Annotated in this window: 19 protein-coding genes and 1 tRNA gene; 9 read left to right on the top strand and 11 right to left on the bottom strand. The window is 47.3% G+C overall.

All coding sequences use genetic code 11. The features are described from left to right. Positions 1–104: 104 nt before the first annotated feature. Both WCK19_RS08570 and WCK19_RS08565 read right to left on the bottom strand, forming a co-directional pair. Positions 105–512 (bottom strand): hypothetical protein, encoded by a 408-nt coding sequence (locus WCK19_RS08570; RefSeq protein ID WP_342396964.1) that lies wholly within the window; start codon positions 510–512, stop codon positions 105–107. Between the two features lie 10 nt (positions 513–522). Further along, positions 523–1,065, bottom strand: coding sequence for a hypothetical protein (locus WCK19_RS08565; protein WP_342396963.1), 543 nt, complete (start codon positions 1,063–1,065; stop codon positions 523–525). A gap of 289 nt (positions 1,066–1,354) precedes the next feature. Here WCK19_RS08565 and murJ point away from each other — a divergent pair, with 289 nt between their 5' ends. After that, positions 1,355–2,899 carry a murein biosynthesis integral membrane protein MurJ gene (gene murJ, locus WCK19_RS08560; protein ID WP_342396962.1) on the top strand — a complete coding sequence of 515 codons (1,545 nt, stop codon included), beginning with the start codon at positions 1,355–1,357 and terminating at the stop codon, positions 2,897–2,899. Positions 2,900–3,009: 110 nt separating this feature from the next. Further along, a tRNA-Gly gene (locus tag WCK19_RS08555) sits at positions 3,010–3,080 on the top strand. A 10-nt stretch (positions 3,081–3,090) separates the two neighbouring features. Here WCK19_RS08555 and WCK19_RS08550 read toward each other — a convergent pair. Further along, positions 3,091–4,608, bottom strand: a complete 1,518-nt coding sequence (locus tag WCK19_RS08550) for a DUF92 domain-containing protein (RefSeq protein ID WP_342396961.1) — start codon at positions 4,606–4,608, stop codon at positions 3,091–3,093. Positions 4,609–5,069: 461 nt separating this feature from the next. Between WCK19_RS08550 and cobO the strand changes: the two genes are divergently transcribed. The 4 genes from cobO (at position 5,070) to bchD (ending at position 9,937) form a co-directional block, all read left to right on the top strand. After that, entirely contained in the window at positions 5,070–5,738 is a 669-nt protein-coding gene (cobO, locus tag WCK19_RS08545) for a cob(I)yrinic acid a,c-diamide adenosyltransferase (protein WP_342396960.1), read from the top strand. A gap of 60 nt (positions 5,739–5,798) precedes the next feature. Next, positions 5,799–7,118: an acetylglutamate kinase gene (gene argB / locus WCK19_RS08540; RefSeq protein ID WP_342396959.1), complete on the top strand. Its 1,320-nt coding sequence runs from the start codon at positions 5,799–5,801 to the stop codon at positions 7,116–7,118. Positions 7,119–7,129: 11 nt separating this feature from the next. Beyond that, positions 7,130–7,783, top strand: coding sequence for a hypothetical protein (locus WCK19_RS08535; RefSeq protein WP_342396958.1), 654 nt, complete (start codon positions 7,130–7,132; stop codon positions 7,781–7,783). 129 nt (positions 7,784–7,912) lie between these two features. Continuing rightward, positions 7,913–9,937, top strand: coding sequence for a magnesium chelatase ATPase subunit D (gene bchD, locus WCK19_RS08530; RefSeq protein ID WP_342396957.1), 2,025 nt, complete (start codon positions 7,913–7,915; stop codon positions 9,935–9,937). Positions 9,938–10,061: 124 nt separating this feature from the next. On the opposite strand, the gene WCK19_RS08525 is transcribed toward bchD, so the two are convergent. Continuing rightward, positions 10,062–10,856, bottom strand: coding sequence for a methyltransferase domain-containing protein (locus tag WCK19_RS08525; RefSeq protein ID WP_342396956.1), 795 nt, complete (start codon positions 10,854–10,856; stop codon positions 10,062–10,064). A gap of 423 nt (positions 10,857–11,279) precedes the next feature. On the opposite strand from WCK19_RS08525, the gene WCK19_RS08520 reads away from it, so the two are divergent. Beyond that, on the top strand, positions 11,280–13,496 hold the full coding sequence (locus WCK19_RS08520; RefSeq protein WP_342396955.1) for a glutamine synthetase III: 2,217 nt from the start codon (positions 11,280–11,282) through the stop codon (positions 13,494–13,496). A 334-nt stretch (positions 13,497–13,830) separates the two neighbouring features. After that, positions 13,831–14,187, top strand: a complete 357-nt coding sequence (locus WCK19_RS08515; RefSeq protein WP_342396954.1) for a hypothetical protein — start codon at positions 13,831–13,833, stop codon at positions 14,185–14,187. A 99-nt stretch (positions 14,188–14,286) separates the two neighbouring features. Here WCK19_RS08515 and hypF read toward each other — a convergent pair whose 3' ends face one another. The 7 genes from hypF to rpmH form a co-directional block, all read right to left on the bottom strand. Continuing rightward, on the bottom strand, positions 14,287–16,596 hold the full coding sequence (gene hypF / locus WCK19_RS08510; RefSeq protein WP_342396953.1) for a carbamoyltransferase HypF: 2,310 nt from the start codon (positions 16,594–16,596) through the stop codon (positions 14,287–14,289). 65 nt (positions 16,597–16,661) lie between these two features. Continuing rightward, positions 16,662–17,510, bottom strand: coding sequence for a PfkB family carbohydrate kinase (locus WCK19_RS08505; protein ID WP_342396952.1), 849 nt, complete (start codon positions 17,508–17,510; stop codon positions 16,662–16,664). 54 nt (positions 17,511–17,564) lie between these two features. After that, positions 17,565–18,338, bottom strand: coding sequence for an RNA-binding cell elongation regulator Jag/EloR (gene jag / locus WCK19_RS08500; RefSeq protein WP_342396951.1), 774 nt, complete (start codon positions 18,336–18,338; stop codon positions 17,565–17,567). Positions 18,339–18,424: 86 nt separating this feature from the next. Beyond that, positions 18,425–19,561: a YidC/Oxa1 family membrane protein insertase gene (locus tag WCK19_RS08495; protein ID WP_342396950.1), complete on the bottom strand. Its 1,137-nt coding sequence runs from the start codon at positions 19,559–19,561 to the stop codon at positions 18,425–18,427. A 49-nt stretch (positions 19,562–19,610) separates the two neighbouring features. Then, a complete protein-coding gene (gene yidD, locus WCK19_RS08490; RefSeq protein WP_342396949.1) occupies positions 19,611–19,823 on the bottom strand; it encodes a membrane protein insertion efficiency factor YidD in 213 nt (70 codons plus the stop codon). Between the two features lie 82 nt (positions 19,824–19,905). Further along, positions 19,906–20,307 carry a ribonuclease P protein component gene (gene rnpA / locus WCK19_RS08485; protein WP_342396948.1) on the bottom strand — a complete coding sequence of 134 codons (402 nt, stop codon included), beginning with the start codon at positions 20,305–20,307 and terminating at the stop codon, positions 19,906–19,908. Positions 20,308–20,430: 123 nt separating this feature from the next. Beyond that, complete coding sequence (rpmH, locus tag WCK19_RS08480) at positions 20,431–20,592, bottom strand: 50S ribosomal protein L34 (RefSeq protein ID WP_342396947.1); 162 nt, start codon at positions 20,590–20,592, stop codon at positions 20,431–20,433. Between the two features lie 381 nt (positions 20,593–20,973). Between rpmH and WCK19_RS08475 the strand changes: the two genes are divergently transcribed. Then, positions 20,974–22,581, top strand: a complete 1,608-nt coding sequence (locus WCK19_RS08475) for a L,D-transpeptidase (RefSeq protein WP_342396946.1) — start codon at positions 20,974–20,976, stop codon at positions 22,579–22,581. The last annotated feature ends 23 nt before the right edge of the window (positions 22,582–22,604 follow it).

Raw genomic sequence — 22,604 nt, 5'->3', positions numbered from 1 at the left:
CTTTATCGGCTAAATTAACAAAAAATCATTTTCGATTTTATGATAGCCTACTAACCTAAAGAGAGGGTGACACTGGTATAAAGGATGATTACAGAGCATTAATACTATTCTTCAACTTCAAAGCTCTCTGCAGCTACATTTGTGGAAGGCTTATGTCGGGCAGAAATCAATTCGGCGAAACGCTGTACAATTGCGCTGTTGGCTACCGCCTTATATGCTCCGGCTTGACGCGCCTTTAAAAGCGACTCCGCTTGCATATGTGAGCCAAAAGCCAGCGTTGGTATTCCAGCCTGACACGCCTCCTTAATCAAACTTTCCCAATCGAATTGGCTTGCTTGCGTATCAACCAATGCAAGCTCAAAGTGGTCTTTGCTTATCCAAGCCCGAAAATCCGCATCATTACGGGCGAAAACCCCGCTCCAGTTTTCGCCATTTTCAGGGGGCAGATGTTGGAGCGAGGTTTTTACTTTACTCATGAACATAAGGTCGCGCGTTATAGCCAATAGCTTCATAAACATTATCCTAAAGAGACTTAAGAAATTCCTCACCGTTTTTAGTAAAGCCGTTTTTGGTAAAGAAGCTTTCGTTCCATTCTGAATTGTCGTTTTTAGGAAGTGGCACGCTGATTGCCTTCAAACCCTTATTACGGGCAAAAAGTTCAGCCTCCTTTAAAATTTCAAGCCCTATACCCCGTTCCTCGTAACCCGACATCGTATCATAATGAAACAGGTGCAAGCGACTGTCCATCAGTTTGGCTTTGCCTCCGCCAATCTGGCGAGTACCCCAATATGCCGCGATATTTACCGGAGGGTGTAAAGCACTGGGAGTTTGCCCGGTATTATCTTCTGTTCGTAGGGCAATATGCCTGCCATCCACATCATTGAAAATACGCTCTACTCCGGGGCGGCAATACATATCCCGTCGCTCTTTACTTTTCAAATCTAGTTGTTTCTGCTCTTCTTCTTCTTTGGAAGCTTGGGCTGCGCTCAGCTTACGTTTGTTAAGCGCTGCGCCCCACTCTAATTCTTCATCATCTTTTTCTTTTTTCTTTAAGAACCCAAACATTGCTAATTCTCCTGTAATGTATATTTAATTCGTAAATTACGGTGGGTAAATAGGGTAATACTAATTAGTTTGAGAAGATGACCTTATCACAAAATCTATATAGCGTCAAAAGTATTGGTTAGGGATTATCCCGATGATAACTACTTCCCTGAAGTATATGCCCTGAAGTGGTATAACCGGAAGTTCTATTTTAACTATTCGTAACGACCTGTTCCAAAAATGCTATAATCTCTCAGGTTTGCCGTAGGGGTAGAACCACAATAAGAATATATGCCAACACAATAACAAGTTGAGACGAATTTTTTCCAATACCCTGATAGTGATGGTGGCGACACTGGCAAGCCGGGCGCTTGGCTTGCTACGCGAAGTGGTAATTGCTGCGCGTTTTGGAACGGGCGAGGATTATAGCGCCTATGTTGCCGCTTTCAAAATACCCGATATGCTTTTTCTAGTGCTTAGCGGTGGCGCGTTGGGTTCCGCGCTCATCCCCGTGTTTGCCGGGATGCTAGGGCAGGGCGAGAAAGATAAAGCATGGCGACTGGCTAACGCAGTGGTAAACGACGCTTTCATAGCATTGCTGGTCAGTGGAATATTTGCCTTTGTTTTTGCTCCGTATCTCGTTTCGTGGGTAGTTGCGCCCAATTTCTCGCCTGCACAACAAGAATTGACCACCAGCCTAACCCGCTTATTGTTACTCCAACCCATTATGCTAGGAATGGGCGCAATTGCTTCGTCCGTCCTGAACGGCATGGAGCGGTTTCTAGTTCCCGCGCTTGCGCCCCTTTTTTATAACCTAAGTATAATTCTGGGTGCGTTGTTTCTTTCACAGAGCATGGGTGTGTATGGTCTGGTAGCGGGCGTAATTGGCGGGGCGGTATTCTACTTGGTAATACAGATTCCCGCTATGTTTCGGGCGGGTTTTCGCTTCAAAGCGGGGCTGGATTGGCAAGCAGAAGGGGTTAGGCGAGTGCTGGGGTCGCTTGGTCCGCGTCTCATCGGGCAAGCCGCCTTGCAAATTAATTTCATCGTTATTACCAATCTTGCTTCGGGCGAACCTAAAACGGTATCCGCGCTAAATTATGCTTTCCAACTTTTCATGCTGCCTCACGGCTTGTTTGCCTTGAGTGTGGCGGTAGTGACCTTCCCTGCGATGGCGCGTCTCTACGGAGCAGGCGATATAGCGGGATTGAAGGCTAAACTGGTGGAAGGGTTGCGCCGCATCTACTTTTTCGCCCTACCTGCTACGCTTGGGCTGGGTTTGTTGGCAACTCCTATTGTGCGCTCCCTGTTCGAGCTTGGCAATTTCGATAAAACCAGCACCCAAATGGTTAGCTATCCGCTGATATTTTTCAGCATTGGGCTGGTGGGTTACGGCGTGACCGAGATTGTCACCCGTACTTTCTATGCCATGCACAATACCATCATTCCGGTTTTCGCCGCAGTAATAACCGTTCTGAGCAATGTGGCGTTGAGTATCGCGCTGCAACGTTCGCTTGGGCATGGTGGGCTTGCCCTTAGCCTCGCTCTTACCAATACGCTGGAAGCCTTGATATTGCTTTACCTGATTAGGCGTAAGCTTGGCGCGTTGGATACCGGGAATGGGCTATGGCTTGGCATGCTTAAAATTACGTTGGCGGGCGACTTGATGGGTGCATTTCTGCTGCTGGCGGGTTGGTTGTTGGCAATGCCAATGACAAACCTTTCCAAAATCCCGCTCATGCTAATAACGGGCGCGATTATCGGTGCGGCAGGTGCGCTTTTCGGGGGTGCTGCCTATCTGCTCAAAATCGAGGAATTAAAAAGTGTGGCTGTGCGCTTTCGCCGCCGGGTTTAGAGATTATACCCAGTTCCCGTAGTCGCTACCACACTTTTTCTTTACCAATGTCCAAAACGCATTTTTCCCTGCTTGCGAGAGCTTACAGGTTATGCTATTATATCTGTGTTGCGGCTAAGGTGTTACGGTAGCACTACTGCCTTCCAAGCAGTAAGCATGGGTTCGACTCCCATTAGCCGCTTTTTTGTTGCCTAGATAAATGCCAATACCACTAACATTCCTACCAAACCACCCATAGCAGAGCTTAGACAGTTAACCATATCGTTATCCATATATCGCCAGCCACGGTTAAACTTGTTTTTCACTCCATTTTTGGCAATCTTTTTCTCTGTTTCCTTGCCAGTTTGCGGGTTTATGTACATCGCCTGCACTGTCGCTCCCAAAAGGCTATCGAACATCGTTCCGGCGAGACCGCCCACTAGCCCTGCTATAATTATCCAGACCTTAAAGAAATAATCAGCATTGCCATTCGCAACTAGTCCATAAACACCATAGAATAGCCAAGTTGATACACCGATTGCTAATCCGCCAAGCAATGCGGCGGTACTGCCGAGTAGCGTAATGCCTCCGCTTGTGCCGGGTACTACTACCTTTCCACTGGTAATCATACGAGGGGCGCGTTTGCTCAAGACCCCGATTTCGGTTGCACAGGTATCGCCGTTAACGGTTGCCATCACCCCAATAAATACCGCAAAAAGCCATTGAGTAGGGTTGAGGAAATAAATTACCGCGATTATCGCGCCAAGCCCACCATTTGCAAAAGCCTGACCAATGTCGCGGCGGCTGCCCTTCTCAAATTTCTCAACTGCTACGCCGCTTTTCTGGGTTTCCTTGTATTTGGAGAGAACCGAGCCAAATACGAAAAAGGCGATGAGCGTAAGACCCCATACCCAACCGCCAAAGCCGAAAATGAAAGTACCGGTAATGATTGCGCCCAACACGCCGCTAAAAGAAAGGGCGCGTTTGCGGTAGGCATAAGCTCCAATCAGGGCGCTGATGATGAGACCGCCAAAAATCATCGGTACATCTACTTTCCAGATAACCATTGCCCAGAGCGCCATACCTATCCCGATAGGCACAAAGATGTTGTCCAGCCCCACCAGCGAAACCGCCTCAAGCATGGTAGCGATGAGCGCGAGGAAAAAGGCATAAGCAATCGTTCGGGACATATCCAGCCCCGTATTCATAAATAGCAATGTAAACAATATTGGTACAAAGCTGAATATGAACATCGCGCCGCTGCCTTCAAAGCTGCGCCGATGTCCTGCAATAAAATAAGGGTGTTTGCCAAAAGCGCGTCCGAGAATAGAAGCCGCCGCATCACCCCATGTCATTGCCATCGTTCCGGCTACCGCTATATAAGCAAGGTTTTGCGACCAGAAAATTGCAAGCAATAGAGTTACGGAAAAAGGGAAATAGACCGTTCCAAGCGTATCGCCCTGTAAATCCATCGCTTTTATAAGGCGCAATCGGGAACTCAGGTAGTTGAAAAAAACGAAAGTGCCGGTGGGGATAATACCGAAATACCAGTGGTTATTATCAAAGGTCGCTAGAATAATGAAAATTGCTAAACCTGCTCCCACATGAACTATCTTGCGCGTAAATTCAGGCGGGTAGCCGCGCCATTTTTGAATCAAAGTTGCTATTATTAATAGCGAAAAAGCGTAGGCATAGGTGACAATCAATCCGGTGATGTCATTCTGACTCATTCTAGCTCTCCTTTTGTCTTACCAACAAGGCATCTTTGTTAGTAGCATCCTATTTTCAACCGTCTATGCTCGTTTTATTGCAGAGCAACATAATATTTATTTTGATTTTAGCATACTCCTAAGAGGGACAATAGTTCCTGATTAACATTAATTCAAGAATGGTTTTTGTTACGCTGGTAAATCGCCGGGTAAGTGTCGCCATTGGCAACCGGTGTGTAAGCACATAAAAAATAAAATCGAGCATATTTTATCGGCGCAATTTACGCTTTTGTTCCAGTGGACAAGCCTTATGTACATGTGGCACAATCAGTTGCTACTCAGATTCTGAGAGGTTTATTGGGTAAGTTTTTTGTTTGTAACTTCATTTTAAAACAGGTTCTGATATGTATAATCAATAAATCAATTACTTGTGTTCCCAACAATCGGGGAAATCGTATATTTTAATGAAAGGAAGCTTCTGAATGTCCACCGAAGATATAGATGAGGAAGTCGAAGAACTCGATGAGGGTGAGTTGGAAGACCCTGAAGCCGATCTAAATCTTACCGAAGAAGAGCGCCTAGCCCGTCAGCGCTCCAGTCATGAGGCACGTTTGAAAAAGGCTAAAACCGCTATTCGCAAAGGTTTAGTGATAGTTAATACCGGGAACGGCAAGGGTAAAACCACCGCTGCTTTTGGTTTGTTGATGCGTGCATGGGGACAGGGCTTGCGGGTGTGCATGCTCCAATTCATCAAAGCAAAAACCGCGAACTGGGGAGAAGAAAAAACCGCTCGCAAGGTAGGTATTGAGATGATACCATTGGGCGATGGTTTTACATGGCTTTCCGATAATATCGAAAACGATAAAAATCTGGCACGCGAGGGCTGGGAGATTTGCAAGCAGAAAATCCTTTCTGGTGAGTATGATTTGATTGTGATTGATGAGATGACCTATCCGCTGAAATATGGTTGGTTGGCGTGGGACGAAGTTAAAGATGTGCTGGATAATCGCCCTAAAAACTTGCATGTGGTTATTACAGGACGGTATGCGCCACCCGAATTGATTGACTATGCCGACCTTGTTTCTGAGATTGTGGAAGTAAAGCATCCCTATAACGCCAATGTAAAAGCCCAAAAAGGCGTAGAATTTTAGCCGGATACGAGCGCAGCATGATTTGAAACGAAAACACCCAATTAGAAGTGAGGCTCTGGTTTGGATAGAATAAATAAAACTATCGTAGTTAAACTCGGCGGCAGTACCCTTGGGGGTCAATCCGGTACTGCTTCGCCTGATACTACTCTGGATGATTTAATCAAGCTTACCCGCGAAGGTAATCAGGTTGTGGTTGTACACGGTGGAGGTAACGCTACCAGCGACCTCCTTCGCAAAATGGGGCAACAATCCCGTTTTTTGAACGGCTTGCGCGTTACCGATGAATCTGCTTTGCAGGCTGCTACAATGATGATTCGTGGGCAGATAAATACGGGCTTGGTGGAGAGCTTTAATCGCGCTAACCGCTCTGTTGAGGGAACTCCGGTTCTAGCTTTGGGTTTGAGCGGGGTGGATGGCAATATCCTTGAAGCTAAACGCGAAACCCGTTTTGGTGATATTGGTTACGTGGGCGAGGTGGTAAAGGTAAATATTGATTTGCTGGTTTTAGCATTAAGTTCCGGTTTTATGCCTATAATTGCGCCGCTCGGCTTTTCTGTTGAGGACGGGGCTAGAACTTTTAACCTGAATGCCGATACGGCGGCGGCGGCGATTGCTGCTGCGCTTGAGGCAGATGCCACCGTATTTTTGACCGATGTTCCGGGTGTGCTGGATGAGCAAAAACGCACTATCCGAAGGCTTGGTAAAAAAAGTAGCCGCCATCTAATCGAAAGCGGCGTAATAACCGGCGGTATGATTCCCAAAGTTGAAGCGGCGTTAAAGGCTTTGGAAGGTTCAAGGCGGGTCATGGTTATTGATGGGCGTAAACCACACGCTCTTTACAACGCGGTTGAGCATTATTTACCGGATGGCACTACTTTTGTTAGGCGCAAGCTTATGCGAGTTAATTTGAAAGGCGTTGAGTTTGCGCCCACTTCTATCAGAAATTACACTATTGCCACTGCGCCTATTGATGCTGAACTTCTCGGAGAGGCAATGCAGAGCGCCTATTACGGTACTATTGATTACGAATGGGACACGACAGCAGATGCGATTAAACTTATCAAGCGTGAGCTTGCCCCGGATTGGGGCAATTACATGTCAGAACTTTCGGTGGCAGCTATTGATGGCGATAAATTGGTAGGTCTATGCCAAGTGGTTTGTGAAAAAGATGATTCAAGCGAACCTTGCCTGACCAATGTTTTCAGCTTACCCGACTATCGGGGACAGGGAGTAGGACGCGCAGTAGTGGAGGAATCCTTACGCCGTATCAAAGCGGCGGGTTATTCTTCGGCGATTTTGCGAATTACGCTTGGCAATGATATAGCGGAAGCGCTCTATCGCAGTTTGGGTTTTGAAGTAGTGGAGCTTTACGAAGTTTAGAGGTAGTAAAAATGGGGGCAGCAAACCGACGGGCGTTTCTGGTAGCTATTTTGCGTTATTCGGGAGAATTTCTGATTACTTGTTCCCTAAGCTTTTTCCTGTACGGTTTGCTGCTAGGTGTTTGGGAAGAATTTCGCGCCCCTTTTCAGGGCTATATACCCCTGTTAATCCCAATCATATATGTCACTTCTCGCGCGGTTATGAGTCTGTTCAGGTTGTACCAGCAAGTGGCAGATTTGTGGCAGGGTCCTGAAACACTGGCTTGCTATGTAACTTTGCATGATTTACAAACCATCTGGAAGCAGGAGCGAGGTCGTAGTTGGGCATACCGTGAAGCGATTGGGCAACGCTGCATTGTAAATATTGTACAGGCGGATTCCTTTGCGCGGTGGTTGGGCAAACCAGATTGGCAAATCCATAGTGATGTGGCAGAAGCAGAATACCGCTTTGCTCCAGACCCTACCGCCCTCTCAACCGAACTGTTGGAGCAAAGACCTGAAACCCTTTCACGGGGAAATCATGGGGTTTACCCGATTACCCTTGAAACGCCGCGCTGGGTGTTTGATTTGGTGCAATTGGGTGATTTGGTTCGTATCACTTTGAGTCGCCGCACGCATCGCATCTACAATGTTGAAGTGTTACTGAGCGTTATGATGCCCGAATAATTCTAATTTTAAGTCTATCGAATTGGTGAGAAACTTCACGCATTACTGTAACTATAGCTACACCCTAAATTTCAATCTCAAGGTACTATAAGTTTGCGCTCTTACTATATCACGCGAGGGTTGATTGTGATGACTTCTACACAAAAAAATGGTTACAGAGATAGTGTCCTATATCCTTTTGCAGCGGTGGTTGGACACACGCTGGCAAAAAGAGCTTTGCTGATTTTAGCAATAGAACCACGTTTGGGTGGTGTTATTATTGCGGCGCGTCCCGGCACGGCGAAAACCACGCTGGCACGCAGTTTCCACGATTTGCTACCGGACATACATGCAAATGTAGGTTGCGCTTCGCATTGCTCCCCTGATAAACCAAGTGATTGGTGCAGCGATTGCAAGCAAAAATCAGATTACCAGACGGTGCAAGTGCGCCCCCCCTTTATTGACCTCCCTTTGAATATAACCGAAGATCGTTTGCTTGGTGGGTTGGCGTTGGAAGCAACGCTTCAAACTGGTAGGCGTGTGGCAGAACGCGGGGTGTTGGCAGAAGCCAATCGGGGCATTTTGTATTGTGACGAATTGAACCTACTCGATACCGGTCCAAGTAATTATCTGATGGATTCGCTAAGTCGCGGTAGGTTAGCATTAGAGCGTGAGGGCTTAAGTGCCGATTATCCCACAAATTTTATTCTTATCGGTACATTTGACCCCGGTGAGGGCGAAGTTCGCTCCGGTTTAACCGATCGGGTTGGTTTGATGATTTCTATGCAACCGACCAACGGTACCGACTTACGCGCTCAGATTATGCGGCAAGCCATAACTTTTGACCGCTTTCCAGAACAACTCGAAGCTGATTACGAAGAAGAAACAAACCTGCTCAAATCGTTAATCGGCGCCGGACGTGATGCGCTACCCAACGTCAAGTTGACCGATGAACAGTTTAGCGCACTGTCCGAAGCGTCATTGCGTTTGGGAGTAATGGGCAATCGCGCCGACATTTTTGCAGCCTACGCTGCTAAAGCTTCCGCTGCTTTGGAAGGGCGCACTGAAGTAGATGATGATGATTTGAAAACGGCTGTGCAATTGGTTCTGCTGCCCCGCGCTACTCGCTTGCCCGAACCCGAACCGGAAGAGCCTGAACAGCCGGACGAGCCTGAGCCGCCGCCCCCACCAGAACAAAATAATGAGGAAGATAGCGAAGACGAACCGCCCGAACAAAAGCAGGAAGAACCGGAATTGCAAGATTTGGTGATGAGCGCGATGGATTCGGAAGTTCCGGAAGATATTCTGTCTATGGTGCAAGCGCGAAACCAGCGCAGTAAAGCCGGTAGTCGCGGCGAAACCTATAACTGGAAACGCGGCAGGCATGTGCAAAGTGTGGCAGGGAAGCCCGGTCAGGGGCGGCTTGCCATTACCGCAACGCTTCGGGCAGCAGCGCCTTTCCAAACTTTAAGGCGAGATAGCGACCTTAAAGAGAAAAAAGGCAAGTCCGCTAATGATAACCGGGTTCGTATCAAACCCGATGACCTGCGTATCAAACGCTACAAGGACAAAGCGGGCGTGCTGTTTGTGTTCGTAGTGGATGCGAGCGGTTCAATGGCGCTTAATCGTATGCGCGAGGCAAAAGGCGCAGTCACCAAATTATTGCAGCAAGCCTATGTTCACCGCGATAAAGTGGCTTTGATTTCTTTCAGAGGTAGGCAGGCAGATGTGTTGCTACCGCCAAGCCAGAGCGTGGAACTCGCCAAGCGTTCGCTTGATGTGCTTCCGGTGGGCGGTGGAACTCCGCTCGCCTCTGCGCTGCTCTCCGCCTATAACATGAGCGAGAGCGCAAAACGTCAGGGCATCAATAAAACGATGGTGGTATTGATTACCGATGGGCGCGGCAATGTGCTGCTGGAAGAAACTGAAGATACCGTTGGGTTGGGCAAAGAAGAGCGCAAATCCCGCGCTACTCAAGAAGTAGAGCAATTGGCAGGGGTGCTGGCAAGCAATGGCTTGAACAGTGTAGTGCTGGATACTCAAACTAGCTTCTTGAGCAAAGGGGATGCCGCTAATCTGGCGCGTCGCCTTGGTGGGCATTATATCTATCTGCCTCGTGCGGATGCCCGCAGTATCGCTAACACCGTATCGAATGTGGCGGAGGATATGCGCTAATTGATTGGAACGCTAGGCAAGTGGGCTTAAACCCCTTGCCTGAAAAATAAAATAATATAGCGCGGGTTATAGTGAGTTTCCTACTCTGCCCCGCGCTTTTTTTATTGGCTGATAATGCTATGAACTATTTTATCCCGCCAAGCGTAATCTTTGGCAAGCTAAAGAATATCTCATCACCAACTAGATTAATCTCCAACGCTTGTATCAGTTCGGGGGAAGCGTTGCGAAACAGGGCTGATAGCTCTGCTACTGCTGCGGGTGGAGTACGCATGCGTCCCGTCCAGTTGGCAAAATTCATCTGACCTTGCTCGGTGTAATAATCCACCTCATTGTAAAAGATTTTAAAACCTGCTTCTTCCAGCATCGCAACCCACTCACTGGAACGGTAGTTTCTTACATGCGAAGGGTCTCGAAGCTTTTCGATGTAATTTATTTCTCGGTCGAGCGTTTCATCTTCTGGTACGGTAGTATCCACCACTACCACCCGCCCACCCGGTTTTACCACGCGCCCCATCTCAAGCGCGGCGCTTTTGATGTTGGCAAAATGATGGGGCGCAACTCGCACCGTCACAATATCGAAAGTATTGTCCGGGAATGGCAAAGATTCAGCCGTGCCTTGTTTTGTGACAAGATTTGTCAGATTGCGCTCGGCAGCGTTTCGAGCGGTTTCTTCTAGCATCTGTGATGTGAGGTCGTAGGCGATTACTTCAGCCACATGTGGCGCAATCGCCATGGCGGTATGTCCCGCCCCGGTGGCAATATCTAGCGCATAGTCGGTGGCAAGCGGTTGTGCCAATTTAACCACTATCTCAAGCGCATCAGGGTTAGCATGCCCTACACTTATGGTATAAGCGGAGGCAACCGGTCCGAATTGGGCTTGTACCAGTTTATGAATATCTTCTTGCGGATTATAGGTCATTATTTTCCTCCTGAATTAAAATTGCCGCTAGTTGAGAGTATGATACAGTCCTACAAGGATTTTGCCTATACCTTGCGTTAATAATAAATTAATATAGAAATGATTTATTATTTCACTGGAAAACATTAAAACAGATAAGCGGGTAGTCCCGATTCATTAGGGTGAAGTTGCAACAATCAGGCACAGTAAAAAGCTCTCTAAACCTCTATTGGCTGTAAAAAAGCGGAATCTCAACCTAGCAACTTACCGTTAATCGCTTTCTGTTAAAAACATAACTATTAGACTGTTTGCCCAATTGGTCATCGCATCCGAAAAACTCATTGTGCAATATGCTCATGCATTTTAAAAAACCTGTTATAATACGTAAGAGATTTTTTTATGCCACAGAACTGCTACATCAAAATTTTTCAGGAGGAACAGCAAATGGCAAATTTGCCTAGCGGCAATCCGCGTTTGTGGGCGCTTAATCAAGTAAGTCATCGGCAAACTCGCCAATTCAATTGGCCCCGCAACGCTGACGGTCAGTATCTTCGTGTCACTGATATTTATGGTACCAGCACTTTCAGCACGAAAACTATGAAAGAAAAGCTTTCCAAGCAAACCTTTCAGAAGCTTCAAGCTACCATCAAGCAGGGCAAAAAGTTGGATCGGAGCATTGCTGATGAAGTAGCTCATGCCATCAAAGAATGGGCTCTCGAAAACGGCGCAACTCATTTTTGTCACTGGTTTCAACCACAAACCGGTTTGACGGCAGAAAAGCATGACGCTTTCCTGAGCTTTGATGATGAAAACCAGCCAATCGAGCGGTTTAGCGGCTCTCAGCTAATCCAGAGTGAGCCTGACGCTTCCAGCTTCCCTTCCGGCGGACGACGTAGTACCTTTGAAGCTCGCGGTTATACCGCTTGGGATCCTTCTAGCCCGGCTTTTATCGCGGATGAGCCAAATGGAAAAACCCTGTGTATCCCTTCGATTTTCATTTCCTATAACGGTGAGGCGCTCGACCATAAAACCCCGCTGCTTCGCTCTATCGAGACGCTCAACAAGAGCGCGTTGCCCATTTTGCAACTCTTTGGTAGCGCCGCGCAGCGCGTAGTTGCAACCCTTGGTCCTGAGCAGGAATACTTCCTGATTGATAAAGCCTATTATATGCTTCGCCCTGACCTCATTGCCACTGGACGCACCCTCATCGGCGCGCCCCCGCCGAAGGGTCAGCAGTTGGAAGATCACTACTTCGGTTCGATTAAAGACCGTATTCAGTCTTTTATGCAGGAAGTGGAATTTGAACTCTATAAGCTCGGTATTCCCATCAAAACCCGCCATAACGAAGTAGCGCCTAGCCAGTTTGAAACTGCTCCTATCTTTGAAGAAATGAACTTGGCTGCCGACCACAACCAGATGGTGATGGAATACTTGCGTGCCGTAGCTGACCGCCACGACTTGGCGATGTTGCTGCACGAAAAACCGTTCGCCGGCGTAAACGGTAGCGGCAAGCACAACAACTGGTCTATGCAGGATTCGGAAGGTAACAACCTGCTCGAACCCGGCAAAACCCCTAACCAGAATCTGCAATTCCTTGTATTCTTGGTGGCAACTCTCAAGGGCGTGTACAAGCGTTCCGGTCTGCTGCGTTCGGCTATTGCCGGTAGCGGTAACGACCATCGCCTCGGCGCGAACGAAGCCCCACCCGCGATTATCTCTGCCTTCCTCGGTGAGCAACTCACCGGAATCTTGGATGCGATTGAGGCTGGTACAAAAACCGAAAATGGTACTGAAGACCGCATTCTCGGCTTTAACATTTCGCACTTGCCCGATGTAGCCCGCGATTACACCGACCGCAACCGTACTTCGCCTTTTGCCTTCACCGGCAACAAGTTTGAGTTCCGCGCTGTTGCCAGTTCTGCCGCCATTTCTCCGGCAATGACCACACTCAATGCGGCTGTTGCCGAAGCGTTGGACGAGGTATATGCCCAAATCAAAGCCAGCCTTGATAGCGGCGTTGAGTTCAAAAAGGCAGTGCTGGAAGTGGTTAAGAAGGTTATTATTGAAACCAAAGCGATTCGTTTTGAGGGCAATAACTATTCCGAAGAGTGGGTAGAAGAAGCCGCTCGCCGGGGTCTGCCTAATTTACGCAAATCTCCTGAAGCGTTGGCTGAAATGGTTAAGCCTGAGTCCATCGAGTTTTTCATCAAGTCCGGCATCTTTACCCAAGAAGAAGTCGAAGCCCGCTACGCTGTCCGTGTTGAGCGCTACATTAAGGACGTGGACATCGAATTGCAGATGTTGAAGGAACTGGTAAACGTCTATGTGTTGCCGGCTGCCTACAAACAGCAGCAGCAGTTGGCTTCTTCAATCCAAGCTCTGAAAGATGTGCTAGGCGAAGATGCTCCCGGTCATCAGGTAGATCAACTCAAGACCCTTAGCAAGTTAATCAACAAGCTACACAAGTTGATGGACAAGTTTGAGGAACTGACCACCGAGCATGGCGATCACGAGGACTTGGACAAAGAAGCGAAAAAACTGGGTTACAAGGTGCTGCCGGCGATGGTCGAAATCCGCGAGGTTTGCGACGCGCTGGAACTAATCGTATCTGATGACCTGTGGCCCCTGCCTAAATATCGCGAAATACTGTTTTTGAGCTAGATTCAAAAGAGGGGTTTCCTGTTTTTATGACGGGAAACCCTTATCCCTCCGATAAAACCCTGCTTTTAATTCCAACTTTTCGCTTATCTACATAAAATAAGTTCTAATATTCCCCAAAACTAAATCGGTTGGCTTTATTCGTGTTGTTGCTTAGCTTTGTGAAATAAATAAACCACTCGTATTTTTAAGGTACTCGAAACTTAAAACCTAATTTGTGCAAAATGCACAAAGCTATTTATGCGATTTGTACTAAATGTGGATTGTCAAAACGCAAAAACAATTATAGAATTTCTGTGAAGAGATTTTTTGGCGAATTAATTGAAGGAATTTAGCAATGAAACAAATATTTAACTTCCATGGCAAAGACAAGAAATTTTTACTGCTTATATTAAGCATGGCGCTTATCCTTCCTTCTCTTGGAATATTCAATGTGTCACTTCAGACTGGGGCGATTGAATATGCGCTTATAGCCGCGAGTTGGTTCGCTATAACAATGTCTCTTTTGGAACTGGTTTCGGATCGAAATATTAAATTGGCTATATTGGCGCATCTTTGCGGTGGATTGCTATTATTTTTTGTGGCGATGGTGCAAATCAGGTCGCTGGCTTATTTGCCGCTATGCCTCTTACTAATGGGCTGTGCTGGTTGGTTATATCACCGTTCGTGGGTAACTGCCGAAGCGCGTCGGTAAGCTATTTGTAAATACCCTTATTATTTTCCCGTTTAAAAAGTGGTGCAATGGCGCATCACTTTTCGCTTTATATGACCGTTTGCCTACACTCCTGCTAATCTAAAGCAGCCCTTCTCTCAAGCGGGCGATTGCCACCGCTGCTTGCCCGAAACTCAAACCGCCATCGTTGGGGGGCGCTTTACGGTTAATGTAAACCTTAAAATCCAGTTCTTCCAACCGTGCTATCAATCGAGTAAGCAACAAGCGATTCATGAAAACGCCTCCGCTCAAGGCAACCTGCGCCAGTCCGCTTGAGTTTCGAGCATTCATGCACGTTTGCGCCAGCATCTCTGTTACGGTGCGGTGGAAACGTCCGGCTATTTGGGGTGTGCCTACGCCCTTTTGCAAATCTTCCACAATAGCCCGTATAACGGGAGAAAAATCCAAACGCTCGGATAAAATTTCAAAAGGATAAATGCTTTCGGTTCTTTCTGCCAGCATTTCCAGTTCAATTGCTGCTTGCCCTTCGTATATTACCTCTGTTCTGATTTCTACAAGAGCAGCAACCGCATCAAATAGCCTGCCCAAGCTGGAAGTGAGCGGGCTATTCAAACCCCGTTCAATCATTTTTGAAAGTATTTCCCACTTTTTCAAATCTAGTTGTCGAGTGAAGGGTATTTCCAGTGTGGTAAAATCGCGCCCGTATGCCTTCTGTAAATAGACTGCCGCCATACGCCAAGGCTGTAAAACTGCCTGCTCACCTCCCGGCAACGGCACATACTCCAGATGGGCGAGTCGCTCGAAACCGGACAGGTTCGCTACCATTATCTCACCTCCCCAAATTTTCCCATCCGTTCCATAGCCTGTACCATCTGCCGCTACGCCGATAACTTTCCCTTCCAGCCCGTGTTCGGCGATTACGCTTGCTATATGGGCGTGGTGGTGTTGCACCCCTATTTTATGGGGCATTTCCAGCGCAAGCGCGTAACGGGTGTTAGGGAAATCGGGATGCAGGTCGTATGCCACCGCTTCCGGTTCAATATCAAACAGGCGTTTGAAATGGTCAATTCCTTCGGTAAAAGAGGTGATAGTCTCTAGGTTTTCGAGGTCGCCGATATGGTGGCTTATGAAAGCTTGCTTGCCTTTTACCAGACAGAAGGTGTTTTTTAGAAATGCGCCCACCGCCAGCAACGGCAGCGGCGAATCAAAGGACAAATTTATCGGCTCAGGGGCATACCCACGCGAGCGCCGGAAGAACTGGATATTACCCGCTACGATGCGTGTAACCGGGTCGTCACAGCGCATATGAATGGGGCGATTATGGGTAAGGAAGCCATCGGCAAGGCTTGAAAGCTGTCTAAAGCCTTCTTCATCCCGATATGCAATCGGCTCATCGCTCAGGTTGCCGCTGGTCATTACGAGGGCTGGCACCCGCCCTATCGCTGCGAAATCGTGCAACAGCAGATAATGAAGGGGCGTATAAGGAAGCATCAGCCCTAATGTTTGCATGCCGGGAGCGAGACCGGGAGCGGCAGGGTTATCCTTGCGTTGCTGCAACAGGGTAACAGGGCGGCGGTAGGATTGGAGCAAAGCGGCTTCGTCCTTGTCCAAAACACACAGCTTAGCAGCAATTTCGAGGTCTCTTACCATTAGGGCAAAGGGTTTTGCTTCACGGCGCTTGCGTTCTCTCAAGCGCGAAACCGCTTCAAAGTTATAGGCATCGCACGCTAAATGATAACCACCCAGACCTTTGATAGCTAGAATCGCGCCGTTCGCCAATTGCAAAGCGGCTTCGTGGATTGGGTCGGCTGTTTCCACTAAAAGCCCTGCTATACCAAGTAATTGCACCTGAGGACCACAAACCGGGCAAGCGTTAGGTTGGGCGTGAAAGCGGCGGTTAGCCGGAGTAGCATATTCGGCTAAGCACTCTGCACACATTGGAAAATGTTTCATGGTGGTTTTAGCGCGGTCATAGGGGACATCTTCCACGATGGTAAAGCGCGGTCCGCAATTGGTACAATTAATAAAGGGATAACGATAGCGGCGGTCTGTGGTATCGAAAAGCTCTTTGAGGCAGTCCGGGCAAGTGGCAGTATCAGGTGAAATTAGTGTTAGCCGCTCTGCGCCCTGCACGCTTTCACGAATACTGAAGCCTTTCTCGTCTGATGGTTCGAGCGATTCGGCTATTATCGAGTTGATGCGGGCTAGGGGGGGCGCATCTTCGCCAAGCAAACGCCGAAACAGGGCGATGCTTTCCTTCTCTCCCTCCACTTCGATTGTAACTCCCGCGCTATGGTTTAGCACAAAGCCGCTCAAGCCCAAACGTAACGCCAAACTATATACGAATGGTCGGAAACCGACACCTTGCACAATACCGCTTACCTTGATAAGGTGACGTTCAATGCTTTTGTTACTCTGTTGTTCTGCCAATTAGACCTCAGAAAATAAAGGAAAAGTGGATGTAAAGTTATTGTATCATATCTGAAAAAGGGGGTTTATTTAGCGGCACGTTGTAATACTTCGGCAAGGGTAGGAGCGCCGCTCAAACCGGGTCGTTCGATATTGATAGACGCGGCGGCATTGGCGAAGCGGGCTGCTTCTGGCGGATTATTGGTTTCGCGTAATTTGATGAAGAAGGCAGCGGCGAACACATCACCCGCTCCGGTAGGGTCAACCTCCCGCGCCGGGTAAGCGGGTGAGTCAAAGGATTGCCCTTCCCAATAGACGGTGCAACCATGAATACCTCTGGTAAAGGCTACCACCGGACAGTGGGTAATATAACTCTGAAGAAGTCTTTCACCTTCTTCATTTCTAGGCAAATCTTCCTCGCTTAGCACCAACGCACCGGAATACTTGAGTATTTCTTCGGCTTTTTCCCATGCTACAGGACGCACGCGATTGTCGGCGCTATTCCAAGCACGCATCCAGCCTTGTGGTGTTATCCCAATCAGCGCGTGTTTGAAAATGGTTGCCAAATTTGCCCCACATTCTTGTGCAATTGGTCCAATGTGGACAATATCGGCTTGTTGCGCCCATTCTTCGGGGACATCGGCAATATCTATGTTGGGAGCGCGTCCACGTAGGTATTGGATGCGCCCTTGCGGTGTATAAATATTCTCAAAGCGGGTGGAATTTTCTGAGATGCGCCCTCTGATTTCAATATCGTGGAACAGGTCTAGATGTCGCACATAATCGGGAGAAACAGTCAAGATTGCAGCGCGTTCTCCTAGATTACGAGCGGTTAGCGCGGCAAAAGAAACGCTTCCACCGGGTGTAATGGAGCCATCCGGCAATAAATCTTCGGCTATATGCCCGATAGTAAGAAAGAAGAGCGAAGGGCGCATAAAACCTCATAGCCCCCTTCTTTTCAAGAGAAGGGGGTTAAATTGAGTTTAAAATTATTTGGGGAAGATAGTAATCTTGCGTTCTTCACCTTCACCGAAGCTTTCGGTGCGAATATATGGGTGGTCAATCAGCGCCATGTGAACGAGCCTGCGCTCATAGGCGGGCATCGGTTCAAGCGTGATAGACTGGCGCGTTGCCATAACCTGTTCTGCCATGCGACGTGCCAAATTAATCAGATTATCTTTGCGCCGTGTACGGTATCCTTCCACGTCAATCATAACCCTACCCCAGATTCGGGTCTTTTTATTCAGGATAAGGTTAAAGAGGAATTGCAGATCGGTCAGAGTTTCGCCGCGCCGTCCGATAAGCTGCCCTAGGTCGTTCCCAACTAGGTTAATAGTAACAAGTGGGCTTTCGTTCTCTTCTCCACTATTAGGGTCAATTATCTGCTGGTGAATCTGAATTTGAGGGCGTGCCTGCAAACGCATCCGCCTTAACATCTGCATGATTACCTCACGCCCGATTTCAGCCAATTCCTGAGGGCTAAAACTTTGACGCGGCGGTGGGTTGATGCCAGCGGGCGGCATCGGTGCGCCGTAAAAAGTTTGTCCCAGTTGCGGCATTTGCTGGTAGGCATTATGTGGAGCCATTGTCGGATTGCGTACAGTAACCCGAACCAGTGCATCCTCTGCGCCTATACCTAAAACCCCCGAACTGCCCGGTCTCAAAATCTCAACATCAACTTCATCAAACCTTCGTCCAAGTCGCCCAAGGGCCATGCCAACCGCTTCATCTACGGTGCGAGCCTGTACTTCAACGCTCTGCATATTGGAATTTCATCCTCCCGGTTGTTTTGCAGCGATGTAATAAGGTTGCTGCTTATTTGCCTGATTTCCCCCAAACTTAGAAAAAACTACTTCTTGCCTTTACGCCCGTTTGCAGGTTTTTTTGGTGGGCGTGTACTGAGTTGCCGGTATGCCTCTTTGATTACTTCTTCGGTTTTGCCAGAACCTTTCTCAAAGTTTACACTTTCGGCTGTTACTTTGCTGGTAATAGGACCAGCGCCTTGCTTGCGCCCAAAATTATTAGAAATGGGCTTACCGGCATCAGCAGCAGTTTCAATGGAAGTCCCTTCGCCGGGTTGCTGACTCTTTTCTGAAGCAATTTTATCTTGCTGTTCTGCCATTCGCTCCATAAAAGTTTTTTTGCGGGGCTGGCTGGCATCAAATGCTTTCTTTTCCAATTGCGGTAATTTGATTTCTTTGGTGGGCAACCATCCCAGACCGGGTATATCGCTTAACGATTGGCAGCCGGTGATAAAATACTGCTGAACAGTGCTGAAGATACTGCTTGCTACCCAGTAGATAACTGGCCCAGATGGGAAACTTAGCGCGGTAAAACCAAATATAATCGGCATCCACTGCATAATACTATTCAGACGGCGTTGTTGGTCATCCGCGCCTCCCCCTTTGGGCATTGCCATACGTTGGGTAGCGAACTGGAAAACAATCATCAAAATAGGCAGAATGTATAATGGATCTGGCTCTTTTAGAGTTTTTATCCAGAGAAAACTGGAGTCCAGATTTACCGCTTGCGTGGTAGCGGCAAGTGCGTCAGGAGCGAATTGGTTCCAAGTGTTTTGTGCAAATTGAATTAGCGGGTCATTTGTGCCGATTGATTTGGAAACCGCACCGTAAACCGCGAAGAAGATCGGTATCTGGATAGCTACTGGCAAACAACTAGCCAATGGGTTAACGCTGTATTCGCGGTATAGCGCCATCATTTCAGTCTGTTTGGCTTGCGCTTTTTCAGGTGAAAGGCGTTCACCCGCTTTAGCCTTGTACCGTTCGTTTATTTTCTTGATTTCGGGTTGGAGCGCCTGCATTGCACGGCTACTGCGTACTGCCTTCAGTGTCAACGGCAGTATGATGAGGCGGGCGGCAATAGTGAACAGGATGATGCCTATGGCAGTATTGTTGCCTCCAAGGCTGGCAAAAAACTTTACAATGCTTGCCATTCCTTCAACTATGGCATCCCATATTTGTGACACTAAGACTGCCTCCTTGTGAGCATTTATTTATGGATAAGAATTATTTAGCTTAATCTACAGGATCGTAACCACCCACATTAAAAGGGTTGCAACGCATCACTCTGGTGATTGCCATCCAACCGCCTTTAAGCGCTCCATATTTCCGCACAGCCTCGTATCCGTAATGGGAACAGCTTGGATAGAAACGGCAGGTTCCCAACGGTATCAGGCGGGAAAATGTTAGCTGGTAGAGACGAATTATACCTAGAAAAGCGTATCTCATTTAACGGGCAACAGCACAGTTACAAATTTATTATATACTCAAATAGCGCAAAAATAGATTAAAAAAAATAGGAAAGCGTTGGCTAAGTGCCTTTTACCAGCGCTGTTTGCTCACTCTTTGGTCTGGATGTGACCTCTGGAGGAGTAAATTCTAGTAAACGCGCTCTTTTCAACAAATTTTCAATTGCCGAATCAATTTCCCAGAACGAGGTTTGCTCGCTCAATTGACTACGCGCAATCCAAACTAGATCATAACCAATTTTTAGACCTGCTTGCCGCACACGTACTGCTTCTCGGATTTCTCGTTTGATGCGATTACGGGCGTGCGCTTTGCCAAAACGTTTTCCTACTGCAAAGCCATGCTTGGTAACACCTAATTGATTACCTGTGACTACAAGCACCAACAGCGGATGCGACCAACTTTTGCCAGTTGCACGCACACGTTGAAATTCGCGCCCTTTTTTTAACCGATACAACTTATTCATAGGCAAGTTTATTTAGGGCTACCAAAGCCTTGTATATTATAATACACAAGTGCAAAATAAGATAGTCTCCATAAAAAATTAAAAAGCGAGCCAGAGGCCCGCTTCATAACATTCCAGACCCAACTAGCGCGGCTCTCGCGGCTCGTTGCTGACTGTCAAGTGCCAGCGACCCTTTCGGCGGCGGCGTGCCAATACATCGCGTCCGTCGGAAGTTTCCATGCGAGACATGAAACCATGCTTACGGCGGCGCGGTATGCGCTTGGGCTGCCAAGTTCGTTTAACCATTACTGAAAGCTCACCCCTTTAGCTAACTACGGTAATTCTATCGGAATTTCTACAGACATAACCTTGTGGATTATACAAGCTTACCCTTTTTTCGTCAAATCAAGAAGTTATAAAATTTTATTAATTTAATGTTTAGCCAATATTTCCTATTTCCCTCCAAATAATTGCTTTATTTGCGTAACCGCTCTGGAATTCATACGTTTTCTATTGTAGAATACTTTTACTAGAATTAATCACTTAACCACTACTTTTGCACTTTTGGCATTTTAAGCTATTTTTAATGGAATTACTACAATACACAGTAGTTTACCGTTTCTAGATTATGCCATATTAAGTGCAGACATAGTGATTTAATTTGAAACGTAGAAAATAGGTTAGATAATGACTTTCTTGTCGGGCAAAGCCCATAAAAATTTCATTTTATTTCTGATTATCACACTCTCCCTCACCGTTGTACTAAACTCTTTAACCCCAACACCTGTTATGGCTGCTAGTTCTACAAACCAAGCTATTAATACCTTTGCCGATCCTAACTTCTATAATGTGTGGCAGCATTCTGATCAGGCAATAGTAGATAATAAGGCTTCTCGAAGCTGGTATTGGGGACCTAAGCCGTTAGGTGATGGTTTCTACGAAGAATATACTGACTCAAAACCCTATAATAGCCGGCTTGTGCAATATTTCGACAAGTCTCGTATGGAAATTAACGACAGCAATACGCCTGAAGCGATTACCAACGGTTTGATTGTCGTTGAAATGATTACTGGTGCGTTACAGAAGGGTGATACCTCTTTTGAAGCTCGTACTCCGGCTGACATTTCAGTTGCAGGTGATCCGGGTAATGTTTTCCCGACTTATGCTTCCCTGAACAAATATTATAATATCTCGCTTGGTTATCAGGTTGGCGCAACGGTACAAACCACGCTTTCCCCTAGTGGTATCCAGCCTCAGTATGCTTTCCAGAACGACCCACAAGCTAAAATTACTACAATCCAGCGTAATTTGGGTATTCCGGTTGCTTTTTGGGGGTTTTTGAATAAAACCGGTCCCGTTTACAAAAATGGGCAATACGCTGATGAATTAATCAACAATTGGCTTTTCAGTTCCGGTTATCCCATTACCGAAGCTTATTGGACAAAGGTGAAGGTAGCAGGCAAAGATAAAGATGTGTTGTTTCAGGCTTTCGAGCGACGTATTCTGACTTATACTCCCTCTAATCCAGACGGCTACAAGGTTGAGATGGGCAATGTAGGGCAGCACTATGTAAAATGGCGGTATCAGGGTAAATTACCTGCTTATAGCTCTCCCATTACACCAATTTTTGCAGGTACGAAGCCGGAGTGGTATGAAGTTACTTCAGATATGCTGAATGTCCGTACTGGTCCCGGTACTTCTTTTCCAAACCCGATTCAAACTGAGTCCTTACCCTACTTGCAAAGGCTATACAAGGGTAATCATATTCAAGCTTTGAAGACAGTTAAGGGCGAAAAACTGGATGGGGTTAACGATAACTGGTTTCAGTTTTATGAGAATCCTGACTTATTCGTATATAGCGGCAGTACCAAAAAGTTTATTGTGCCGGATATGCCTGCCCCTCCCCAGATTTTCTCAGGTCCTTGGGTTGCAGTTTCTCTATCTAGCCAAATGATGGCGGTGTATGACGGTCCTAAACTTCTCTATAAAACCTTGATTTCTAGCGGTTCGTGGCGTTTTGGCACGCCTCCCGGCTCGTATAAAATCGAGGGTGGGTATCGCCCCCGAAATCAGGCAATGGAGGGTGGCGCCAGCGATAAGGCTAACCCCGATTATTATCGTTTGGAGCAAATCCGTAATGTGAGCTATTTTCACGATGATTACTCTATTCACGGGACTTACTGGCATGCTAGTTTTGGCATCTATCCGAGCAGTCACGGTTGCGTAAATGCTACTGTATATGACGCAGGTCTGATTTACGAACTTAAAGCCGGAACTACCGTATTCATCTATTAAAATATTGGGGGCTTTAGGTCATG

Origin of the sequence: Candidatus Chlorohelix sp., from assembly GCF_037138995.1 — a bacterium.
GTDB lineage: Bacteria > Chloroflexota > Chloroflexia > Chloroheliales > Chloroheliaceae > Chlorohelix.
The sequence above is the reverse complement of the archived record's forward strand: the minus strand, read 5'-3'. Positions and strand labels throughout refer to the sequence as shown.

Bases quoted from the DNA above. Each gene is read 5' to 3' on its own strand.
- bchD (WP_342396957.1), top strand. From the start codon at position 7,913: ATGACTTCTACACAAAAAAATGGTTACAGAGATAGTGTCCTATATCCT.
- WCK19_RS08565 (WP_342396963.1), bottom strand. From the start codon at position 1,065: ATGTTTGGGTTCTTAAAGAAAAAAGAAAAAGATGATGAAGAATTAGAG.
- rpmH (WP_342396947.1), bottom strand. From the start codon at position 20,592: ATGGTTAAACGAACTTGGCAGCCCAAGCGCATACCGCGCCGCCGTAAG.
- WCK19_RS08475 (WP_342396946.1), top strand. From the start codon at position 20,974: ATGACTTTCTTGTCGGGCAAAGCCCATAAAAATTTCATTTTATTTCTG.
- rnpA (WP_342396948.1), bottom strand. From the start codon at position 20,307: ATGAATAAGTTGTATCGGTTAAAAAAAGGGCGCGAATTTCAACGTGTG.
- WCK19_RS08525 (WP_342396956.1), bottom strand. From the start codon at position 10,856: ATGACCTATAATCCGCAAGAAGATATTCATAAACTGGTACAAGCCCAA.
- WCK19_RS08570 (WP_342396964.1), bottom strand. From the start codon at position 512: ATGAAGCTATTGGCTATAACGCGCGACCTTATGTTCATGAGTAAAGTA.
- cobO (WP_342396960.1), top strand. From the start codon at position 5,070: ATGTCCACCGAAGATATAGATGAGGAAGTCGAAGAACTCGATGAGGGT.
- jag (WP_342396951.1), bottom strand. From the start codon at position 18,338: ATGCAGAGCGTTGAAGTACAGGCTCGCACCGTAGATGAAGCGGTTGGC.
- WCK19_RS08550 (WP_342396961.1), bottom strand. From the start codon at position 4,608: ATGAGTCAGAATGACATCACCGGATTGATTGTCACCTATGCCTACGCT.
- WCK19_RS08515 (WP_342396954.1), top strand. From the start codon at position 13,831: ATGAAACAAATATTTAACTTCCATGGCAAAGACAAGAAATTTTTACTG.
- WCK19_RS08535 (WP_342396958.1), top strand. From the start codon at position 7,130: ATGGGGGCAGCAAACCGACGGGCGTTTCTGGTAGCTATTTTGCGTTAT.
- WCK19_RS08520 (WP_342396955.1), top strand. From the start codon at position 11,280: ATGGCAAATTTGCCTAGCGGCAATCCGCGTTTGTGGGCGCTTAATCAA.
- yidD (WP_342396949.1), bottom strand. From the start codon at position 19,823: ATGAGATACGCTTTTCTAGGTATAATTCGTCTCTACCAGCTAACATTT.
- WCK19_RS08505 (WP_342396952.1), bottom strand. From the start codon at position 17,510: ATGCGCCCTTCGCTCTTCTTTCTTACTATCGGGCATATAGCCGAAGAT.